Annotated in this window: 19 protein-coding genes and 1 pseudogene; 10 read left to right on the top strand and 10 right to left on the bottom strand. The window is 72.9% G+C overall.

The features are described from left to right. Positions 1-210 (bottom strand): annotated as a pseudogene (locus ACWEVP_RS46165) (cytochrome b); the annotation flags it as partial. 168 nt (positions 211-378) lie between these two features. On the opposite strand from ACWEVP_RS46165, the gene ACWEVP_RS46160 reads away from it, so the two are divergent. From ACWEVP_RS46160 to ACWEVP_RS46140, 5 genes are all read left to right on the top strand, one after another. Further along, on the top strand, positions 379-1746 hold the full coding sequence (locus tag ACWEVP_RS46160; RefSeq protein WP_452068954.1) for a TIGR01777 family oxidoreductase: 1368 nt from the start codon (positions 379-381) through the stop codon (positions 1744-1746). Next, positions 1743-2216, top strand: a complete 474-nt coding sequence (locus tag ACWEVP_RS46155; protein WP_452068953.1) for a TspO/MBR family protein — start codon at positions 1743-1745, stop codon at positions 2214-2216. The genes ACWEVP_RS46160 and ACWEVP_RS46155 overlap by 4 nt, the downstream gene beginning before the upstream one ends. Next, a complete protein-coding gene (locus tag ACWEVP_RS46150; RefSeq protein ID WP_452068952.1) occupies positions 2216-3136 on the top strand; it encodes an SDR family NAD(P)-dependent oxidoreductase in 921 nt (306 codons plus the stop codon). Before ACWEVP_RS46155 ends, ACWEVP_RS46150 begins: the two co-directional genes overlap by 1 nt. After that, positions 3133-3639, top strand: a complete 507-nt coding sequence (locus ACWEVP_RS46145; protein ID WP_452068951.1) for a 2'-5' RNA ligase family protein — start codon at positions 3133-3135, stop codon at positions 3637-3639. The genes ACWEVP_RS46150 and ACWEVP_RS46145 overlap by 4 nt, the downstream gene beginning before the upstream one ends. Positions 3640-3715: 76 nt before the next feature. Beyond that, entirely contained in the window at positions 3716-4708 is a 993-nt protein-coding gene (locus ACWEVP_RS46140) for a zinc-binding alcohol dehydrogenase family protein (RefSeq protein WP_452068955.1), read from the top strand. 190 nt (positions 4709-4898) lie between these two features. On the opposite strand, the gene ACWEVP_RS46135 is transcribed toward ACWEVP_RS46140, so the two are convergent. Together ACWEVP_RS46135 and ACWEVP_RS46130 are read right to left on the bottom strand one after the other, a co-directional pair. After that, positions 4899-5345, bottom strand: coding sequence for a nitroreductase family deazaflavin-dependent oxidoreductase (locus ACWEVP_RS46135; RefSeq protein WP_452068950.1), 447 nt, complete (start codon positions 5343-5345; stop codon positions 4899-4901). Positions 5346-5423: 78 nt separating this feature from the next. Next, the gene (locus ACWEVP_RS46130; protein WP_452068949.1) at positions 5424-5873 is read right to left on the bottom strand and encodes a M15 family metallopeptidase; all 450 of its coding nucleotides are present in this window, start codon (positions 5871-5873) and stop codon (positions 5424-5426) included. A gap of 87 nt (positions 5874-5960) precedes the next feature. On the opposite strand from ACWEVP_RS46130, the gene ACWEVP_RS46125 reads away from it, so the two are divergent. Both ACWEVP_RS46125 and ACWEVP_RS46120 read left to right on the top strand, forming a co-directional pair. Further along, positions 5961-6638 (top strand): response regulator transcription factor, encoded by a 678-nt coding sequence (locus ACWEVP_RS46125; protein WP_452068948.1) that lies wholly within the window; start codon positions 5961-5963, stop codon positions 6636-6638. Then, on the top strand, positions 6631-7725 hold the full coding sequence (locus tag ACWEVP_RS46120; protein WP_452068947.1) for a sensor histidine kinase: 1095 nt from the start codon (positions 6631-6633) through the stop codon (positions 7723-7725). Before ACWEVP_RS46125 ends, ACWEVP_RS46120 begins: the two co-directional genes overlap by 8 nt. On the opposite strand, the gene ACWEVP_RS46115 is transcribed toward ACWEVP_RS46120, so the two are convergent. The 5 genes from ACWEVP_RS46115 to ACWEVP_RS46095 form a co-directional block, all read right to left on the bottom strand. Then, on the bottom strand, positions 7682-8146 hold the full coding sequence (locus ACWEVP_RS46115; RefSeq protein WP_452068946.1) for a GNAT family N-acetyltransferase: 465 nt from the start codon (positions 8144-8146) through the stop codon (positions 7682-7684). The two genes, ACWEVP_RS46120 and ACWEVP_RS46115, sit on opposite strands and share 44 nt — an antisense overlap. Further along, a complete protein-coding gene (gene vanX / locus ACWEVP_RS46110; protein ID WP_452068945.1) occupies positions 8143-8766 on the bottom strand; it encodes a D-Ala-D-Ala dipeptidase VanX in 624 nt (207 codons plus the stop codon). Before vanX ends, ACWEVP_RS46115 begins: the two co-directional genes overlap by 4 nt. After that, positions 8763-9776: a D-alanine--(R)-lactate ligase gene (vanA, locus tag ACWEVP_RS46105; RefSeq protein ID WP_452068944.1), complete on the bottom strand. Its 1014-nt coding sequence runs from the start codon at positions 9774-9776 to the stop codon at positions 8763-8765. Before vanA ends, vanX begins: the two co-directional genes overlap by 4 nt. Then, positions 9769-10743 (bottom strand): D-isomer specific 2-hydroxyacid dehydrogenase family protein, encoded by a 975-nt coding sequence (locus tag ACWEVP_RS46100; RefSeq protein ID WP_452068943.1) that lies wholly within the window; start codon positions 10741-10743, stop codon positions 9769-9771. Before ACWEVP_RS46100 ends, vanA begins: the two co-directional genes overlap by 8 nt. Positions 10744-10842: 99 nt before the next feature. After that, positions 10843-12651, bottom strand: a complete 1809-nt coding sequence (locus ACWEVP_RS46095; protein WP_452068942.1) for an arabinofuranosidase catalytic domain-containing protein — start codon at positions 12649-12651, stop codon at positions 10843-10845. Positions 12652-13049: 398 nt separating this feature from the next. On the opposite strand from ACWEVP_RS46095, the gene ACWEVP_RS46090 reads away from it, so the two are divergent. Both ACWEVP_RS46090 and ACWEVP_RS46085 read left to right on the top strand, forming a co-directional pair. Continuing rightward, positions 13050-14780, top strand: a complete 1731-nt coding sequence (locus ACWEVP_RS46090; RefSeq protein ID WP_452068941.1) for a hypothetical protein — start codon at positions 13050-13052, stop codon at positions 14778-14780. Then, entirely contained in the window at positions 14773-15105 is a 333-nt protein-coding gene (locus tag ACWEVP_RS46085) for a hypothetical protein (RefSeq protein ID WP_452068940.1), read from the top strand. The genes ACWEVP_RS46090 and ACWEVP_RS46085 overlap by 8 nt, the downstream gene beginning before the upstream one ends. Before the next feature lies 1 nt (position 15106). Here the strand turns inward: ACWEVP_RS46085 and ACWEVP_RS46080 are convergent, their stop codons facing one another. After that, positions 15107-15649 (bottom strand): zinc ribbon domain-containing protein, encoded by a 543-nt coding sequence (locus ACWEVP_RS46080; protein ID WP_452068939.1) that lies wholly within the window; start codon positions 15647-15649, stop codon positions 15107-15109. A 454-nt stretch (positions 15650-16103) separates the two neighbouring features. Here ACWEVP_RS46080 and ACWEVP_RS46075 point away from each other — a divergent pair, with 454 nt between their 5' ends. After that, positions 16104-16457: a hypothetical protein gene (locus ACWEVP_RS46075; protein WP_452068938.1), complete on the top strand. Its 354-nt coding sequence runs from the start codon at positions 16104-16106 to the stop codon at positions 16455-16457. Positions 16458-16629: 172 nt separating this feature from the next. On the opposite strand, the gene ACWEVP_RS46070 is transcribed toward ACWEVP_RS46075, so the two are convergent. Next, positions 16630-18048 carry a PLP-dependent cysteine synthase family protein gene (locus tag ACWEVP_RS46070; protein WP_452068937.1) on the bottom strand — a complete coding sequence of 473 codons (1419 nt, stop codon included), beginning with the start codon at positions 18046-18048 and terminating at the stop codon, positions 16630-16632. Between the last annotated feature and the right edge of the window lie 92 nt (positions 18049-18140).

Here is an 18140-nt window from a genome sequence, read left to right as displayed (position 1 = left end):
CGTCAGGTAGACACCGGTCAGCAGCAGGATGATGAAGCTGTAGAGCGCGATCTCGCCCAGCAGGAACGACCAGTGGGTCGGGAACACCTTGTTCAGCTGGTGCCGCAGACCCTTGGCCAGGTGATACCGCTGGTCGGCGTTGTTGGCCGCGTCGCCCAGCGCCTTCTCGACCGGGCTCGACCCCTTGGTCGGCGTGGTGAGTGAACTCATCGGGCCCCTCCCGCTCGGTGGGTTACTCCGATCGTCACACCGGTACGCCGCGAATGCACGTCGCTGCATCGAAGGTGAATCGCTCCGAAAGCGGCAAGATCAGCGGAAACCGGGAGGTCGCGCTAGGCTTACAGCAGTTCTGCGTCGAAACTGCATCGGAGGTGCGGGGTGGTCTTCGAGTACTCCAGCGTGGTCGCCGCGCCCGTCGACGAGGTGTTCGCCTGGCACGGCCTGCCCGGCGCGATCACGCGGCTCACCCCGCCGTGGCAGCCGGTGCGGGTCGGCGCGGAGGCGGCGTCCCTGCGTGACGGCACGGCCGAGCTGGTCCTGCCCGGCGGGCCGAAGTGGCTCGCGGCGCACCAGGCCGACGGCTACCGGCCACCGCACCAGTTCACCGACCGGCTGGCCACGCCGGTGGTATCGGCGGTCCTGCCGTGGCGGCACACCCACCGGTTCGAGCCGGACGGCGCCGGCCGCACGGTGGTCACCGACCACGTGGACACGCCGGTGCCGGCGGCGCTGCTGCGGTCGATGTTCGCCTACCGCCACCGGCAGCTGGCCGCGGACCTGGCCGCGCAACGGCGGTACTGGCACGAACCGCTGACCATCGCGGTGACCGGGGCGAGCGGCCTGGTCGGCACGGCGCTGACGGCGCTGCTCACCACCGGCGGCCACCGGGTCGTCCGCCTGGTCCGCCGTCCCGCGAGCGGGCCCGGCGAACGGACCTGGCGGCCCGACGACCCCGCCGCCGGCCTCCTCGCCGGGGTCGACGCGGTGGTGCACCTCGCCGGCGCGCCGGTCGCCGGGCGGTTCGGCGAACGCCACCGGCGGGCCGTGCGGGACAGCCGGATCGGCCCCACCCGCAAGCTCGCCGAGCTGGCCGCCCGCACCCCGGACGGGCCGGGGGTGTTCGTCTCGGCGTCCGCGGTCGGTTTCTACGGACCGCGGCGCGGCGACGAGGACCTCACCGAAGACAGCGCCCGCGGGGAGGGCTTCCTCGCCGACGTCGTCGACGACTGGGAGGCCGCCACCGCGCCCGCGGCCGAGGCCGGTCTCCGGGTGGTCCGGGTGCGCACCGGGCTGGTCCTCAGCCCGCGCGGCGGCGTGCTGCGGCTGCAGCGCCCGCTGTTCGCGGCCGGGCTCGGCGGCCCGCTCGGGACCGGACGGCAGTGGATGCCGTGGATCGGCCTCGACGACCTGACCGACGTCTACCTGCGAGCGGTGACCGACCGCGCCCTCGCCGGCCCGGTCAACGCCGTCGCCCCGGAGCCGGTGCGCAACGCCGAGTACACCCGGGTCCTCGCGCGGGTGCTGCACCGCCCGGCGGTGCTGACCGTGCCGTCGTTCGGCCCCCGCCTGCTGCTCGGCTCCGCCGGCGCCCGCGAACTGGCGCTCGCCGACCAGCGGGTGCGCCCGCGGCGGCTGCTCGGCGCCGGGCACGAATTCCGCCACCCCGAACTCCGGGACGCCCTCGCCCACTCCCTCGGCGCCTTCGCCGGGGTCCCGGCCCGACCGACCGCAGGAGAACCGGTATGACCACCGTGCACCGCCCCGCTCCACCGCTCGCCCTGGCGGGTTTCGTCGCCGCGGTGGCCGTCGTCGCCGCCGTCGGCAGCCTCGCCGCCACGCAGTCGCGCGCTGTCTACTCCGGACTGGCTCAGCCGCCGTGGGCGCCGCCGTCGTGGCTGTTCGGTCCCGTGTGGACGGTGCTGTACCTGCTGATCGCGGTGTCCGGCTGGCTGTTCTGGCGCACTGGGGCGCCTCGCCGGGAATTCACCTGGTACGCGGCAGGCCTGGTGCTCAACGCGGCGTGGACGCCGTTGTTCTTCGCCGCGGGCGCCTACACCCTCGCCCTGGTCGAGATCGTCGTGCTCGACGTCGTGATCGCGGCGACCGCGCTGGTGTTCCGGCGCCGCTCGGCGGCGGCCGCGGCCCTGCAGCTGCCGTACCTGGCGTGGACGCTGTTCGCGACGGCGCTCAACACGGCGATCGTGGTCCTGAACTGATGCTCGACACGCTGCTCGACCGCACGGTGGCCGTCGGCTACTCGCGCCTCGGCTACGCGCTGCGCCGGCGCACGTGGGCGGCCGGCGATCCCGCGCCGGACGCCCTGCGCGGCCGGGTCGCCCTCGTGACCGGCGCGAGCTCCGGCCTGGGAGAAGCCACGGCCACCGGGCTGGCCCGGCTGGGCGCGGAAGTGGTGCTGGTGGTGCGCGACCCCGGCCGCGGCGACCGCGCGCTCGCCCGCGTGCGCGCGGCCGTCCCGGAGGCGAAGGTCCGGACGGCCCGGTGCGACGTGTCCTCTTTCGCTTCGGTGCGCGAGTTCGCGGCCCGGGAGTCCCGGGTGGACGTTCTGGTGCACAACGCCGGGGTGCTGCCGCCGGAACGGACGGAAAGCGTCGACGGGCACGAGATCACGTTCGCCACGCACGTGCTCGGGCCGTTGCTGCTGACCGAACTGCTGCGCCCCGCCCTGCGCGACGCACGGGTGGTCTTCGTGTCCTCCGGCGGGATGTACACCCAGCGGCTCGCCGTCGACGACCCCGAGTTCCGCGAAGGCCGGTACCGCGGCGCGACGGCGTACGCGCGGACGAAGCGGATGCAGGTCGAGCTGACGCCGTTGCTGGCGCAACGCTGGCGGGCGGACGGGATCGCCGTGCACAGCACGCATCCCGGCTGGGCGGACACCCCGGGGCTCGCGGATTCGCTCCCGGTGTTCCGGCGGCTGCTGGCCCCGGCGCTGCGCACGGCGGCCGAGGGCGCGGACACGGCGGTCTGGCTCGCGGCGACCCGGCCCGGGCCGCCGCCGGGCCGGTTCTGGCACGACCGGCGCGCCCGGCCGGCGCACCTGCTGCCCGGAACACGCCCGGCCCCGGGGGAGGCGGAGCGGCTGCTGCGGTACTGCCTGGCGGCCGTGGACTCGTGAACGCTCCGCTGATCGTCACGCTGACGGTGGACGAGGAGACCCAGGCGGCGTGGGATGCCCTGCGCCGGAAGTGGTTTCCGCCGAAACGGCTGGTCGTCGGCGCGCACGTGACGTTGTTCCACGCGTTGCCCGGGACGCACGAGGACGAGGTCGTCGCCTGCTGTGCGGCCGTGGCGGGCTCGACGGGCCCGTTCACGCTGGCGGTGGACGGCGTCCGGTCGCTGGGCCGTGGGGTCGCGCTCGTCGTCCGGGCTCCCGAACTGGCGTCGGTGCACGCCCGGGTGCGCCGCCGGTGGGCCGATCGGCTGACACCGCAGGACGAGCAGCCGCTGAAGCCGCACGTGACGGTGCAGAACAAGGTGAGCCCGGAGACGGCGGCGGCGACGCTCGAGGTGCTGCGCACGGATTTCGGACCCGGCGAGGCCACGGCGACCGGGCTGGCGGTGTGGCGGTACGTCGGCGGCCCGTGGGAGCCGGTCGCGGCGCTGCGTTTCGGCGGGTGACCTTCCGCGGGGGGAACGGCATGCTGGTCGGCGAGCGTCCGGCGACCGAGGAGGAGCGATGACCCTGCCGACCACCATGACCGCCTGGCGCGTCACCCGGCCCGGGCCGATGGCCTCCGGTCCGCTCGAGGCCGCCCGGGTGCCGGTGCCGCGGCCCGCCGCCGGGGAACTGCTCGTGCGGGTCCGGGTCTGCGGTGTCTGCCGGACCGATCTGCACGTCGCGGAGGGCGACCTGCCGGTCCACCGCGCCGGGGTCACACCGGGGCACGAGGTCGTCGGCGAGGTCGCCGGGCTCGGGGCGGACGTCGCCGGGTTCGCCGTCGGCGACCGGGTGGGGATCGCCTGGCTGCGGCACACCTGCGGCACCTGCCGGTACTGCGCGCGCGGCCGGGAGAACCTCTGCCCGGAGTCGCGGTACACCGGCTGGGACGCCGACGGCGGGTACGCCGAGTTCGCAGTCGTCCCGGCCGCATACGCCCTGGCCCTGCCCGCCGGCTACCCCGACGACGAACTCGCGCCGCTCCTGTGCGCCGGCCTCATCGGGTACCACGCGCTCACCCGCGCCGACGTGCCCGCCAACGGCCGCCTCGGTATCTACGGCTTCGGCGGCAGCGCGCACCTCACCGCCCAGGTGGCGATCGCCCGCGGGGTCACCGTCCACGTGGTGACGCGCAGCGCCGAGTCCCGGGAACTCGCCCTCGCGCTGGGCGCGGCCTCGGCAAGCGACGCACCGCCGGAGCCGCTGGACTCGGCGATCCTGTTCGCGCCCGTGGGCACCCTGGTCCCGCCGGCGCTGGAGGCGCTCGACCGCGGGGGCACGCTGGCGATCGCGGGCATCCACCTGTCCGACGTGCCGCCGTTGAACTACCAGCGGCACCTGTTCCAGGAGCGTCAGGTGCGCAGCGTCACGGCGAACACGAGGGCCGGCGCGCGGGAATTCCTGGACTTCGCCGGGACGCACCACCTGAGCGTGAGCGCGGTGCCCTACGCCTTGGCCGACGCCGCCCGCGCGCTGACCGACCTGGCGGCGGACCGGGTGACCGGCGCGGCGGTACTGCGGGCCGGCTGAGCCGGGCGGGCGACGCCGGCGGCCGCCCGGCGATCATGGCGACCGTCGGCCAGGTCCGCGCCCGGAATCCGCGCACCCCGCGGCGCCCGCCCGAGGACCCGCGGCACATCACCCCGCAGCACGTCGGCGACCGGAGCGAACCGGGGCAGCCCGAGCCGAGCCGGCCGATCCGCTGCCCGGCCGCCGACCGTCAGTCCCGCGGCGTGAGCAGGACGACCGGGATCTCGCGCTCGGTCTTGCCGGCGTACTCCTCGTAGAGCGGGAAGATCGCCACCATCCGCGGCCAGAGCGCGGCCCGCTCGGCCGGCGACGCCACGCGGGCGCGGGCGGTGAACCGGCGGGGCCCGACCTGGACGCCGACGCTCGGCTCCGCCCGCAGGTTCTCGAGCCACGCCGGGTTCTCGTCGGCGCCGCCCTTCGAGGCGACGACGACGAACTCGTCCCCCGACGTCCCGTAGATCAGGCAGGTGCGGCGCGGCTCGCCCGTCCGGCGTCCGGTGGTGGCGAGGATCAGCGTGCGCACCCCGTTCGCTTCGTGGCCCACGGTCCCGCCCGAGGCCAGGTACGCGCGGGTCTGCTCGGCGACCCACTCCCAGCTCGAGTCGGTGGCGCGGTCGAGGTCGGCGGCGACGGCCATGGTGTCGGTCCTTCCGGTGCGGTCGATCCTGCTCGATCGTGCCGGGGACGGAGCCGGCCCGGCGTTCTCGACACGCCCTCACGGCCGCATCCGCGGATCGTGCGACGGGTCGGGGTACGGCGGCGGGCACCCCCGGTCGACGGCTTCGGGACGCAGCTCGTAGTGCCACGGCTCGTTCCGGTAGATCTGGCACAGCCCGTACCCGGCACCGTGCTCCGCCAGCCACGCCCGGGCGTCGGCCGGCCCGACGTCGACCGCTTTCCCCGACACGTGCGCCGAGGTGCCGGGCGTGGCCACCCAGCGGGCGGCCTCCTCCGGCGAGCCGTACTTCGCGACCGCCTCCCGGAACAGGTGGTCCTGGTACTCGGGCGAGCGCCACCCGCCGTTGACGAAGAACCCGACCGCGGCGTCGGTGGCGGCCCGGCGCAGGGCGCCGAGCAGGGCCGGGTCGAGGTTGGCCACCGCCGGGGTTTCGTCGTCGAAGACCGGCACCGGTTCGGGGACCGCGCCCTGCGTGCTGAAGTCCATGCTCCCAGTCGAGGCGGCGGGGCGTTGCCGTCCCGTATGCGGTTTTCGATAAGCCGGCGATACGGGCCCGCTCGTAGCATCGGTGGCATGCGTGTGCTGGTCGTCGAGGACGAACCCTTCCTGGCCGAGGCGATCCGCGACGGGCTGCGCCTGGAAGCGATCGCCGCCGACCTCGCCGGGGACGGCGACACCGCGCTGGAGCTGCTGAGCGTCAACGCCTACGAGCTCGCGGTCCTCGACCGCGACATCCCGGGCCCGTCCGGCGACGAGATCGCCGCCCGCATCGTCGCCTCCGGCAGCGGCATCCCGATCCTCATGCTCACCGCCGCCGACCGGCTCGACGACAAGGTCACCGGGTTCGAGCTCGGCGCCGACGACTACCTCACCAAGCCGTTCGAGCTGCGGGAGCTCGTGCTGCGGCTGCGGGCGCTCGACCGCCGGCGCGCCCACAACCGGCCACCGGTGCGGGAGATCGCGGGCCTGCGGCTGGACCCGTTCCGCCGCGAGGTCCACCGCGACGGCCGGTACGTCGGGCTGACCCGCAAGCAGTTCGCCGTGCTGGAGGTCCTCGTGGGCGCCGAAGGCGGGGTCGTCAGCGCCGAAGAGCTCCTCGAACGGGCCTGGGACGAGAACGCCGACCCCTTCACCAACGCCGTCCGCATCACCGTCTCCGCCCTGCGCAAACGGCTCGGCGAACCCTGGCTCATCGCCACCGTGCCCGGCGTCGGCTACCGCATCGAAGCGCCCGGAGGCGAGCGTGGCTAGGAAGCCCGGGCTGAGCGTCCGCCTCAAGCTCACCCTCAGCTACGCCGGCTTCGTCATGGTCGCCGGGGCCCTGCTACTCGCGGCCGTGGGCCTGTTCCTGCTGTACTACCAGCGGCTCGGCCTGGAGACCATGCCGGTGGTGATGTCGCCGCCGGGCCGGGTCCTCATCCGCGGCTTCGCCCCGTCCGCGATCGCGGTGCTCATCTTCCTGCTGGTGTTCGGCCTCGCCGGCGGCTGGGTGCTGGCCGGCCGGATGCTCGCCCCGCTGACCCGCGTCACCGACGCCACCCGCCTCGCCGCCGACGGCTCCCTCTCCCACCGAATCCGGCTGCCCGGCCGCGAGGACGAGTTCCGCGAGCTCGCCGACGCCTTCGACACCATGCTGGAGCAGCTCGAATCCCACGTCACCGCCCAGCAGCGGTTCGCGGCCAACGCGTCCCACGAACTGCGCACCCCGCTGGCCGTGACGCGGACGCTGCTCGAGGTCGCCCGCAAGGACCCCACCCGCGACGCGGGCGAACTCGTCGAGCGCCTGCACGCCGTCAACACCCGGGCGATCGACCTCACCGAAGCGCTGCTCGTGCTCAGCCGCGCCGACCAGCGGTCGTTCGCCCGGGAGCGCGTGGACCTCTCGCTGACGGCGGAAGAAGCCGCCGAAACGCTGCTGCCGCTCGCCGAAGAACGCGGCGTCACCATCGAGACGTCCGGCGAGACGACCCCCACGCTCGGGTCGCCGGCGCTCCTGCAGCAGCTGACGACGAACCTGGTGCACAACGCGATCGTCCACAACCTGCCCGGGGAAGGCACGGTGTGGGCCACGACCGCCGTCCGGCCCGGCAGCGTGGTGCTCACGGTCGAGAACACCGGGGAGCCGCTCCCGTCCCAGCTGGTGTCGACGCTCGTCGAGCCGTTCCGGCGCGGCACCGAACGCATCCGCGCCGGCCACGCCGGAGTCGGGCTCGGCTTGGCGATCGCCCGCAGCATCACCCAGGCCCACGGCGGAACCCTGACCCTGGCCCCGCGCGACGGCGGCGGCCTCCACGTCACGGTCCGGCTGCCCATCTGCGTCGCCCGGCGCCCGCGGTGAGGTCCTTGAAGTAGCTGTGCGAGGTCGACGTGCGCAGGTAGCCGAGACCTTCGTAGAACGGGTGGGATTCGGGGCGCACGACGTTCGACCGGACCACGATCGCCGGCAGGCCGTGCCGGGCTGCCCACTGTTCGGCGGCCCGGACGAGAGTGCGGCCGAGGCCGGCCCGGCGGGCCGCCGCGTCGACGATCAGCCCGGTGATCTCGGCGTGTTCGTCCCGGTGCAGCAGGGCCGGCCGCCGTTCCACGCCGGCGTAGCCGGCCAGCCGGGTGTCGCCGGCCGCGACGAGCACCTGCTGGGTGGCCGAAGCGAGGACGACCGCCAGCCGGCGGGCGACGGTTTCGGGTTCGGCCGGGTACCCGAGCTGGGCCAGCAGCTCGGCCAGCCGCGGGGCGTCGGCGGCCCGCACCGGGCGGATCACCGGTGCCCGCCCGCGGTGATCGGGAAGTCGAAGTAGGTGTCCGGGTAGGGCTCGTCCCGCAACGTGTAGTGCCACCATTCCCGTTCGTACCCCCGGAATCCGCAGGACTCCATGACGGCGCGGAGAGCTTGCCGGTTCCGCGCTTCGGCTTCGGTGATCCCGTTCGCGCCGTGGTGGGAGATCGCGTCCATCAGGTCGTGGCCGCCGCCCATCGGGACGAGTTCCCCGGTGTCGGTGTGGTACAGCGTCAGGTCGACCGTGCTGCCCCGGCTATGGCCCGACTTCGCCGCCACATAGCCCTTTTCGAACATTTCGGCCCGGTCGATCCGCGGGTAGTGGCGTGCTTTCGTCCGGCCGTCCTCCGGCCACCGGGACCAGCGCAGGAAGCAGTCCACCGCGCGCTGCGGGCGGTAGCCGTCCCACAGCAGCAGGCCGAACCCGCGGGACGCCGCCTTCTCCTGCGCGCGCTGCAACGCCGCGCCGAGCGCACGCGTGCCCACGATCCGGTTGGCCAGGTACCCGTCCACCGGTTTGCCGGTGAAGTTGTCCCACGTCGCGTACTTGGCGTCCCAGCGGATGCCGGGGGCGGCCTCGTCCACGAACACGAAGCCGTCGTTCACCGGGCCTCCGTGAGCACCCGGTCGAGCACCTCGCCGAGCGGGATGCCCGCCGCGGCCATCATCCGCGGGTAGCGGCTGTACGACGTCATGCCGGGCAACGTGTTAACCTCGTTGAGGACCACGGTCCCGTCCTCCTTGAGGAACATGTCCACTCGCGACAGTCCGCGGCAACCCAGCGCGCGGTAGACGGCCTTCGCCGTCGCCAAGACGAGCGAGCGCGCCTCGTCCGGGATGTCGGCGGGCACTATGAACGTCGAGTTCTCGGACCCGCTTTCCGGGTTGCTCTCCTGGTGGATCTTGAAGAAGCCGTGGGAGAGCGCGACCCGGTCCAGCTCGCCGGTGACCAGGTCCGGGCCGTCGCCCAGGACGGCGCAGCCGATCTCGCTGCCGTCGACGGCCTCTTCGATCAGCACCTTCGAGTCGTACTGCCGCGCGACCTCGACCGCGCTCGCCAATTCGTCCTCGTGGGTCACCTTGCCGACGCCGAAGGAGGAGCCCGACCGGGCGGGTTTGACGAACACCGGGTAGCCGAGCCCGCCGGGATCGATCTTCTCGTCCGCGGTGACCGTCCGGAACTCCGGCGTCGCGATTCCCGCGCTCCGCACGGCGAGGTACGTCAGCGACTTGTCCATGCACAGCGCGGAACTCTGGATGTCACAGCCGGCGTACGGGACGCCGGCGAGTTCCAACAAACCCTGCACCGCACCGTCCTCGCCGAGCCGGCCGTGCAGGAGCGGCAGCACGACGTCGAGGCGGATCGTCTCGTACTTCCCGTCCTCCAGGACGAGCAGGCCGTGGACATCGCGGTCCGGGGACAGCACCGCCGGACGGCCGTTGCCCCAGTCCGGCCCGTCGCACAGCAGCCAGGTGCCGTCGCGGGTGATCCCGATCCAGAACGGCTCGTACTTGTCCGTGTCGAGGTGCTTCGCGACCTCTTGCGCGGATTTGACGGAAACGGGGTGCTCTTCGGTGGATCCCCCGAAGACGATTCCGACCTTCACCTTATCCATGTCGCAGCTCGCTTTCGAAGGTCAGGCAGTTGATGAGGCTGTTTTCGACGGTGTCGCTCAGCGCGTGGTCGGTGTAGTACGCGGTGTGCGGGCTGATCAGCACGTTCGGCATGCTCTGCAGCCGCACCAGCAGTTCGCTGTCCGGCGATTTGGCCCGGTGGTCGGCGTAGAAGATCCCTTCCTCCCCTTCGAGCACGTCCAGCGCCGCGCCGCCCAGCCGGCCGCTTTCCAGCGCCTCCACCAGGGCCCGGGTGTCCAGGAGCGGACCGCGCCCGGTGTTGACGACGACCGCGCCGCGCTTCAGCCGGGCGATGCGGCGGGAGTCGAGCAGGTGGTGGGTGTCCGCGGTCAGCGGCGTGTGCAGCGTGACGACGTCGCTCAGCTGCAGGAGCTCGTCGAGCGAGGTGTAGTCGGCGGAGTTGCGCGGGCGGATGTCGTAGGCCAGCACGCGGGAGCCGAAGCCGCGCAACCGGTCCATGACCGCCACGCCGATGCGGCCGGTCCCGACGACCCCGACGGTCAGGTCGCGCAGTTCCTTCCCGCGCTCGGCGTTCAGCCGGTAGTCGTACACGTCCGTGCGCCGGAGCAGGGCTTTTACGTCCCGCGCCACCATGAGCATCAGCAGCACGGTGTAGTCGGCCACGCTGTCCGGCGAGTAGGAGACGTTCTCGACGGCTATGCCGATGCTCTTCGCGTACTCCACGTCGAGGTGGTTGTACCCGATGCTCCGCGTGGAGATGTACCGGACGCCCGCCCGGCCGAGCGCGCGCAGCGTCGCGTTCGTGACGGCGGTCTTGTGCGCCACGCTGATGCAGCGGTTCCCGCACGCCAGCTCGACGTTGGCTTCGGAGACCGCGGCTTCCGTGATGGTCGGCACGACGCCGCAGCGAGGCGCCAGCTCACGGAACAACGCGGCTTCGTCCGGCCCGCAGCCGTAGATCGTGATGCCCAGAGCCGTGTCGGTCATGCCCGCCAGTCAAGGGGAGGCGATGTTGCCGGCACGTATGCGTTTTCCGATACGCCGGCGATAAGGCGGGCCGCCGCGGCGGCCCGCCTCGTCGCCGGGTCAGAGCAGGGCGAACCGCTGGGCGGCCGAGCCGTTGCAGTCCCAGATCCGCAGCCGGGTGCCGTTGGCGGTGGCGCCGTCGGGGGAGTCGAGGCAGCGGCCGGACTGCGGGTTGCGCAGCGAGCCGTCGGCCTGCTGCGTCCACACCTGGCCGCCGACACCGTTGCAGTCCCAGAGTTCGACCTGGGTGCCGTTGGCCGTCGCGTTGCCGTTGATGTCGAGGCAGCGGCCCAGGGTGCGCAGCGCGCCGCCGGAGAGGTGGAACCAGTGCTGGTCGACGGCGAAGGACTGGCAGTCCCACAGCTGCACGGCGGTCCCGTTCACGCCGTGGTCGTCGCCGGCCACGTCGACGCACTTGCCGCCGGGACCGGTGACCGGGCCGCCGCCGGTGACGGAGAACTTCTGCGCCGCGGAGCCGGTGCAGTCCCAGATCCGCAGCCGGGTGCCGTTGGCGGTGGCGCCGTCGGGGGAGTCGAGGCAGCGGCCGGACTGCGGGTTGCGCAGCGAGCCGTCGGCCTGCTGCACCCACTTCTGGCCGCCGACGCCGTTGCAGTCCCACAGTTCGACCTGGGTGCCGTTGGCCGTGCCGTTGCCGTTGACGTCGAGGCAACGGCCCACAGTGGACAGTGACGAGTCCGCGTTGTGCGCCCAGTGCTGGTCGGCCGCGTTCGGCTGGCAGTCCCACAGCTGCACGGCGGTGCCGTTGCCGCCGGTGTCGTCGCCGTTGACGTCGAGGCACTTGCCGCCGGGCCCGGAAACTGGTGCGGCGTAGGGTGGGGTGCCGGTGCTGCCCGCGTAGCCGACGGAGACCACATTGGACTGGACGGCGTCGTCCGCGGCGTCGGTCGGGTAGCCCGCGGTCATCACGCCTTCGAAGAACGAGCCGATGGAGGCGTTGCTGTTGTCGCCGCCGGTGCCGAGCACGATCGAGCCCTCCTGGTGCATCGGCGTGTACCCGCCCGAGGGCAGGGCGCCGTTGTACCAAGTGGTGAGGCCGCCGCTCTGGGAGTTGCCGCCCTTGAGCGCGAAGGTGGTCTGGCCGTTGTTCTTCAGCAGCGCGGTGACGAACGGCGTCGCGTTGCCGCGGTTGGCGGTGTTGGAGCGGTTGCCCTGGAACAGGCCGTTCTCGAGGTCGCCCGCGACCCACGGGCCGATGCCCGTGCAGGGCGGGAAGTAGCAGGTCGTGCCGAGGTTGACGGCGTCCATGTGGCCGTTGCCGGTGTCGGCGATCTGGGCCTCGACGTTGCCGTAGTCGAAGCAGCAGCCGCCGTTGACGTGCGTGCCACTGGCGACCATGTACATGCCTTCGGGCCGGCCGTTCTGCGCGACGCCGGCGCCGACGTAGTGCCGGTAGCCGGTGCCGGGGGAGATGTAGACGCCGTAGACCTTGTGGCCACCGGCGGTGACCGGCAGGGCGGAGGCGATGGCGGCGACGTCCTGCCCGCCGGCGGTGCCCGGGCCTTCGACGGTGAGGTCGTTGTGGCGCGGCGACTGGTCGTAGATGACGGTGATGGTGCAGGAAGTCCCGGCGCAGAAGGAGTCCTGCGCGGCGGCGTTGGCGTACCCGCCCACGGCGAGCAACCCGATGTCGGTTTCGGCCCGGTCGGAGGCGCGCTGCACGCGGTAGAGCGCGCCGCCGTAGGCCGCGTAGAGGGCCCGGGTGGTGCTGTGCGCGGCGACGCAGGCGGTGCCGGCGGAACCGTAGATGTCGCACGGCAGCGAGCCGGCGGCCTGCGCGGGGGCGGGCAGGCCGAGCGCGGTGCCGAGGACGAGCAGGAGGGTGACGAGCAGACTTCGACCGGCGGGCACGGGGAACCTCACTCTCGAGCCGCAGGTCGGTGACCCGGGCGGATTTTTACAACGTTGTATTTCCGGGAGAGAAGGGTGACGCGGGGAAGCGGTCGGGATGGGGGAAGGGTAGGGCCGCGTTCTCGGCCGTGTCAACGGTGGTGGACTGGACCACCACCGGACGGCCTAGAGCCGGGACAGCGCCGGGTGCCGCGCGACGACTGCGCACGGGAAGAAGCCGACAGCGGGCCGAGGTGGTCGAAAGCCGACCTCCGATGGCGGTTTCCGGTTTTCGATCTTTTGCGGTGCGAACGGAACAAACAGATTTCGGGAACAGCTCCTCCGGCAGTCCGGAATCTGTAACAAGCCCCCGTGCTCCGAGCGACTCCTGGCCGGAATAGTCGGTCAGGAGGAGCGCCATGGCGGTCGATGTCGGTGCGGGGCGGAACCAGAGCTGCTGGCGGTGCCGCGCTGTCAACCTGCCCGGGGACGGGTTCTGCCAGCAGTGCGGCGCTTCCCTCGTCCGCCGCGACAACACCACGCGCTACCTCTGCGCCGCCGCCCAGCTCAGTGAAGACTACGCCGACGCCGCCATGCGGGAATTCCTCGTCGAGCCGCTGCGCGCCATTCCGCCCACGCCCGGCGTCGACAGCGCGGCCGTGCTGCGGGAAGCCGTTGCCGCGCGGACGCGGCGGCGCATCCGGGACGGCGTGCTTCTCGTTCTCCTCCTGGTTTTCCTGTTCGTCGATCCGGCCGCGCTGACCTTCTGGACCTTCGCCGCCGTCGTGCTGGCGCTCGTTCCGGGCCGGTTGCGGGCGCGCGGGATCGGCGACTTCATCGCGGCGGCCGGCCTCCTGGTCGTCGCCGCGCTCGTCATGGGACTCCAAGCCGTCGGCACCGTCAGCGACGCACTGTCGTCCGGAAGCCTCGAATACTCTTCCGCGGCGAGCGACGCGCTCCGCGTCGTCCTGCTGACGATCCTGCTCGCGCTGCTCATCGCCGGGGTCCTGCTCGCCGACCGGCTGACCGTGCGGTTCCTCGTCCTGCGGCGGTTCCGCCGCGGCACGTTCGTCGCCGACGGGCGCCGCAGCGCCTCGGACTGGGAACGGCGGTTGCGCGGCCTGGGGCTCGACGCCTTCCACCTGCCGCTGCAGCGCGTGGTCGCGGCCGAAGAAGCCGGTCACGAGGACGGTGCCGATGTCGTCGTGCACCGCGGGTTCTCCCCGTTCGTCGGGGCCGGGATCCCGGTGCACCGGCAGGTCATCACCCTGCCGCTCGACTCCTCGGAGGAGGACGACGTCGAGCCGCGGCCCATCAGCGTGACCGAACTGCAGCAGCACGTCGGCGCGGCGATCGAGCTGCTCAAGGAGACCTCGTCGCTCGGACCCGGCCGCCGCCTCGAAAACCTGACCCACCGCGAGCAGGTCCTCGTCCCCGCCGACCGGCTCGTCGTCGACCACCACGCCGTCCCCGAAGTGCTCGGCAGCCTCGAGCGCCCGCCGGCCCGCCGGCTGCCCGTCGAGCGGGCCCGCGCCCTGGCCGACAGCGCGGTGGAGTGGGCGCGCTACTACCGCTGCTACCGCGTCGAATCCTGGGACCGCGACCTCGCGACGTCGTGCTACCTGCACGTCGGAACCGACCAGCGGATGCTGTACCTGGAGTGGCAGTTCCTCGCGCTGCTGCCCATCGCCCCGGAGTTCCGCGCGATCGACCGCCACCACTCGGCGGCCCGCACGCTCGGCCACGCCTTCCTGGACCTGTGGCTCCTGCCGGCGACGGTGTTCCGCCGCGCGACCGCGGTGTTCCGGCCGTTCACGCCGCTGCGCCAGGACGTCGGCGAAGCCGTCCCGGCCAAGTACGGCGCCGACCGCAGCCTGCGCGAGCTGGCCCAGGCCGACCGGGTGCAGAGCTACTTCCAGGACGTCGACGTCGAACGGTACGTGCGGATCCTGGACGCGACCCTGTTCCGCGCGGTCGGGCAGTACCTGCAGGAGCGCGGCTACTCGGTGGTCGACTTCATGAAACTGGCCGACCCGGTCGTCAACAGCTACGACATGCGCGGCAGCACGTTCGTCGACTCGGCCGTCGGCACGAAGAGCAAGGTGACCAACAACAACGGCCCGGCGAAGGGAAAGCAGAGCCATGGGTGACCGGTACGACTTCCGGGACGCGAGCATCTCCCACAGCGCCGTCGGCCAAGGCGCGACGGTCCACAACGACTCCGCGGCGGCCGCGTCGGTACCGGAGCTCGTGGCGGCCCTCGCGCGGTCGCGGGAGGCGATCGCCGCGGCGGCTCCCGAGCCCGACCGGGAAGAGGTGCGCGACGCGCTCGCCAGGATCGAGGCGGAACTGCGCAGCGACGCCCCGCGGGGCGCGGTCGTCAGCTCCCGCTGGAAAACGGTCACCACGCTGATCGGCACGCTCACCGAGCCCGTCGGCAAGATCGCCGAAATGGTGGCGAAACTGTTCGGCTAGGTCACCGCGGCTTGGAATTGCCGGCCGGCCCACCGGTGTGCGTGAGCCGGCTGGCGTGACAGTCTTCGCGGGCGAAGCTCTGCTCGTCGCACCACGTGTTGGCCGCGTCGGCGGTCGGGAAGACCGCCGGTTCCAGGGTGACCCAGAATTCCCGGCGCGAAAAGTTCCGGAAATCGCCGGAATTGACCATGATGGCGTCGGGAAACCGGTCGTGCAGGCGCCGGAAGTCGGCCATGATCGCCGGGTAGTCGTAGGTCACGCCGCCGACCACGAGACCGAGGCTCTTCGACGACAGCTGCGGAACCCACTGCCCGACGATGCTTTCGGCGACCGCGCTGTCGCCGGTGACCTGGCGGCGGAGGTCCGCTTCGGTGACCAGGGGCGCGACCGTGCTCATCGGCACGGTTTCCGGCTGTGTCAGCGGCTGCGCGGTGGTGGTGACGGCCGGCACGACGGTGGCCGCGGCCGTGGCGTCCGGCGGCGCCGGGTCGGGGCCGCGGGTCAGGGCGAAGGTCGTCACCCCGGCGGTCGCCACGACGGCCACCGCGGCCACCACGAGGTTCGTGGTCTGCCGCGACCGTGGCGCGCGCGGCGAAGGGGCGCTCAGCGGTTCGGGCTCCGGGAAAGCTCCGCCGGCGGGCGTGCCGCACGACCCGCAGAACCGGGCCTGCGGGCCGAGTTCGCGTCCGCACGTCGAGCAGGGATTCATGTCACCGAAGTCCGCGCGCGGCGATCCTTTGTTACACCCGGCCGTCGTTTTTCGCCGTCGTTTTCCGGGTGGTTATGTTCTGAACAACTGTGCGAACCGGTTTCCGCGGGAACGCCGCGGAATCAACCCATCGGGGCACCCGGCCCCCGGTCAGCGGCTTCCGGTGCGCACACGATGGTGGCACCGCGCGGAACCGCTCGCCATTCTTCAGTACGTTTCCCTCACCCGGGACGGCAGGCACACCTCGTCGCGGTCCCGGTCGTTTCGCACGTCTACTCGAGGAGATCCCATGCTGAAGAAGCTCGGTGTCGTCGTGGCCGCCACGGCGGCGGGCGCGTTCCTGGCCGGCGGTGTCGCCGCCGCCGGTACGCCCGACCACCACGGCCACCACGGTCACGACCACAGCAGCCAGCTCGGCCTGCTGAACCTGAGCAACACCGACGCGCTGCACAACCTCAACGTGACCCCGGGCGTCTGCGACAACAACATCAACGTCCTGGGCGTCCAGGTCCCGGTCCAGAACTCCCTCAACGGCATCGGCGTGCCGATCCTGTCGCCGGGCGAGAACGAGGCGAGCGGCGAGAACCCGGAGAACTGCGCGTCCGGGGCCATCGCCGACGGTGGCACCAGCCAGGACAACTGAGTCCCCGCGCCGCGGCCGCCCGTTGTGTGTGCGGAAGCCGGCCCTGGCGCGGAATCCGGCGTGGCACCGGCACGTCGTCCTGCGTGCCCGGAACAGGGAGCGAGCCGCACACTCCGGTTCCCCGTCCCGGGCACGCCGCGACGCCGGTGGCCGCCGGCCCGGGTGGGGCCGGTCACGAGCCGGTCCCACCCCCGTCCGGCCGCGGGTCGAGCTGTCCTTTGTGGACGGCTCCGACGACCCGCCCGTCCGACAGCAGCCAAGCGGCTTCCCCCGCGCCGAGGCGATCCGCGGCGGCGGCCCGGGGCTCGCCCAGACCGATGGCGGGCAGCGGCTCGCCGACGTACTCGGTGATCGGGTCGGCGGGCCCGACGACGCCCGCTTCGAGCGCCCGGCGCAGCTCGCCGACGTCGAGCGCCCCCGTCACCTCGGCGACCGACAGCGGTTCGGCGGACGCCCTGAGTCCCACCGGCCGCAGTTCGTGCCCTCCGGCCGAAGCGAGCGCCTCGCCTGCCGTCGCCGTTTCGCGCAGCCCGGGCGCCGGCGCCGGCAGGGGGCCGACGACGTCGGCGACGGTCGTCTCGCCCGCGTGGTCGACCGGAACGCCGAGGCGGTCCAGCCACCCGTCGTCGTAGTACTTCGACAGGTACGACCGGCCGGAGTCCGGGACCACGACCACGACCAGGTCGTCGGGGGACAGCCCGGCGGCGACCCGCAACGCCACGGCCACGGCGGTCCCGGCCGAAGCGCCGAGCAGCAGCCCCTCTTCCCGCGCCAGCCGCCGGGTGACCAGGATCGACTCGCGGTCGCCGACCGGCACGACGTCGTCGACGACGTCGTGCCGGTACGAGCGCGGCCACAGGTCCTCGGCGGTGTCCGGGTGCCGGTAGTGCCCGATGCTCTCGACCAGGTACGGGCTGCCGTCACCGCCGGAGTAGACCGAGTGCTCGGGATCCGCGCCGATCACCCGCACCCGGCCGCCGCTGACCTCCTTCAGGTACGCGCCGGCGCCGCTGATCGTCCCGCCGGTGCCGACCCCGGCGACGAAGTGGGTGAGCCGGCCACCGGTCTGGCGCCAGATCTCGGGCCCGGTCGTCTCGCGGTGGGCGGCCGGATTGGCCGGGTTGTCGTACTGGTCGGCGAGCCACCCACCCCGCTCGGCGGCGATCCGGCGGGCGAGCTGCCGGACGTGCGCCGGGTCCTCGCGCGGCACCGTCCCGGGCGTGGTCACCACCTCGGCGCCGTACGCGCGCAGGATCGCGATCTTCTCCCGGCTGGTCTTGTCGGGCACCACGACGGTCAGCCGGTACCCGAGCTGGGCGGCCACGATCGCCAGCCCGATGCCGGTGTTGCCCGAGGTGCCTTCGACGATGAGGCCGCCGGGGACCAGTGCGCCCGAGCGTTCCGCGTCGAGCACCATCGCCAGCGCGGCCCGGTCCTTGACGCTGCCGCCGGGGTTGAGGAACTCGGCTTTGACGTACACGCGCGGCCCGCCCGGCGGCGCGATCCGGGCGAGCCGGATCAGCGGGGTGCCGCCGATCGCGTCGAGGACGGAGTCGAACGCGTCGACCTCGGCGGGTTCTTCGGCTGCCACGCGCGCTCCCTCGGGTCCGGATACTCCCCGTCAGCGTGCCAGAAACCCGCGTGGTCGAAGTGGGACAATGTCCCGTATCGTAACCGGTACAG

Source organism: Amycolatopsis sp. NPDC003865 (assembly GCF_053605345.1).
Note: the sequence above shows the minus strand (reverse complement) of the source record. Positions and strands in the feature narration are given on the sequence as shown.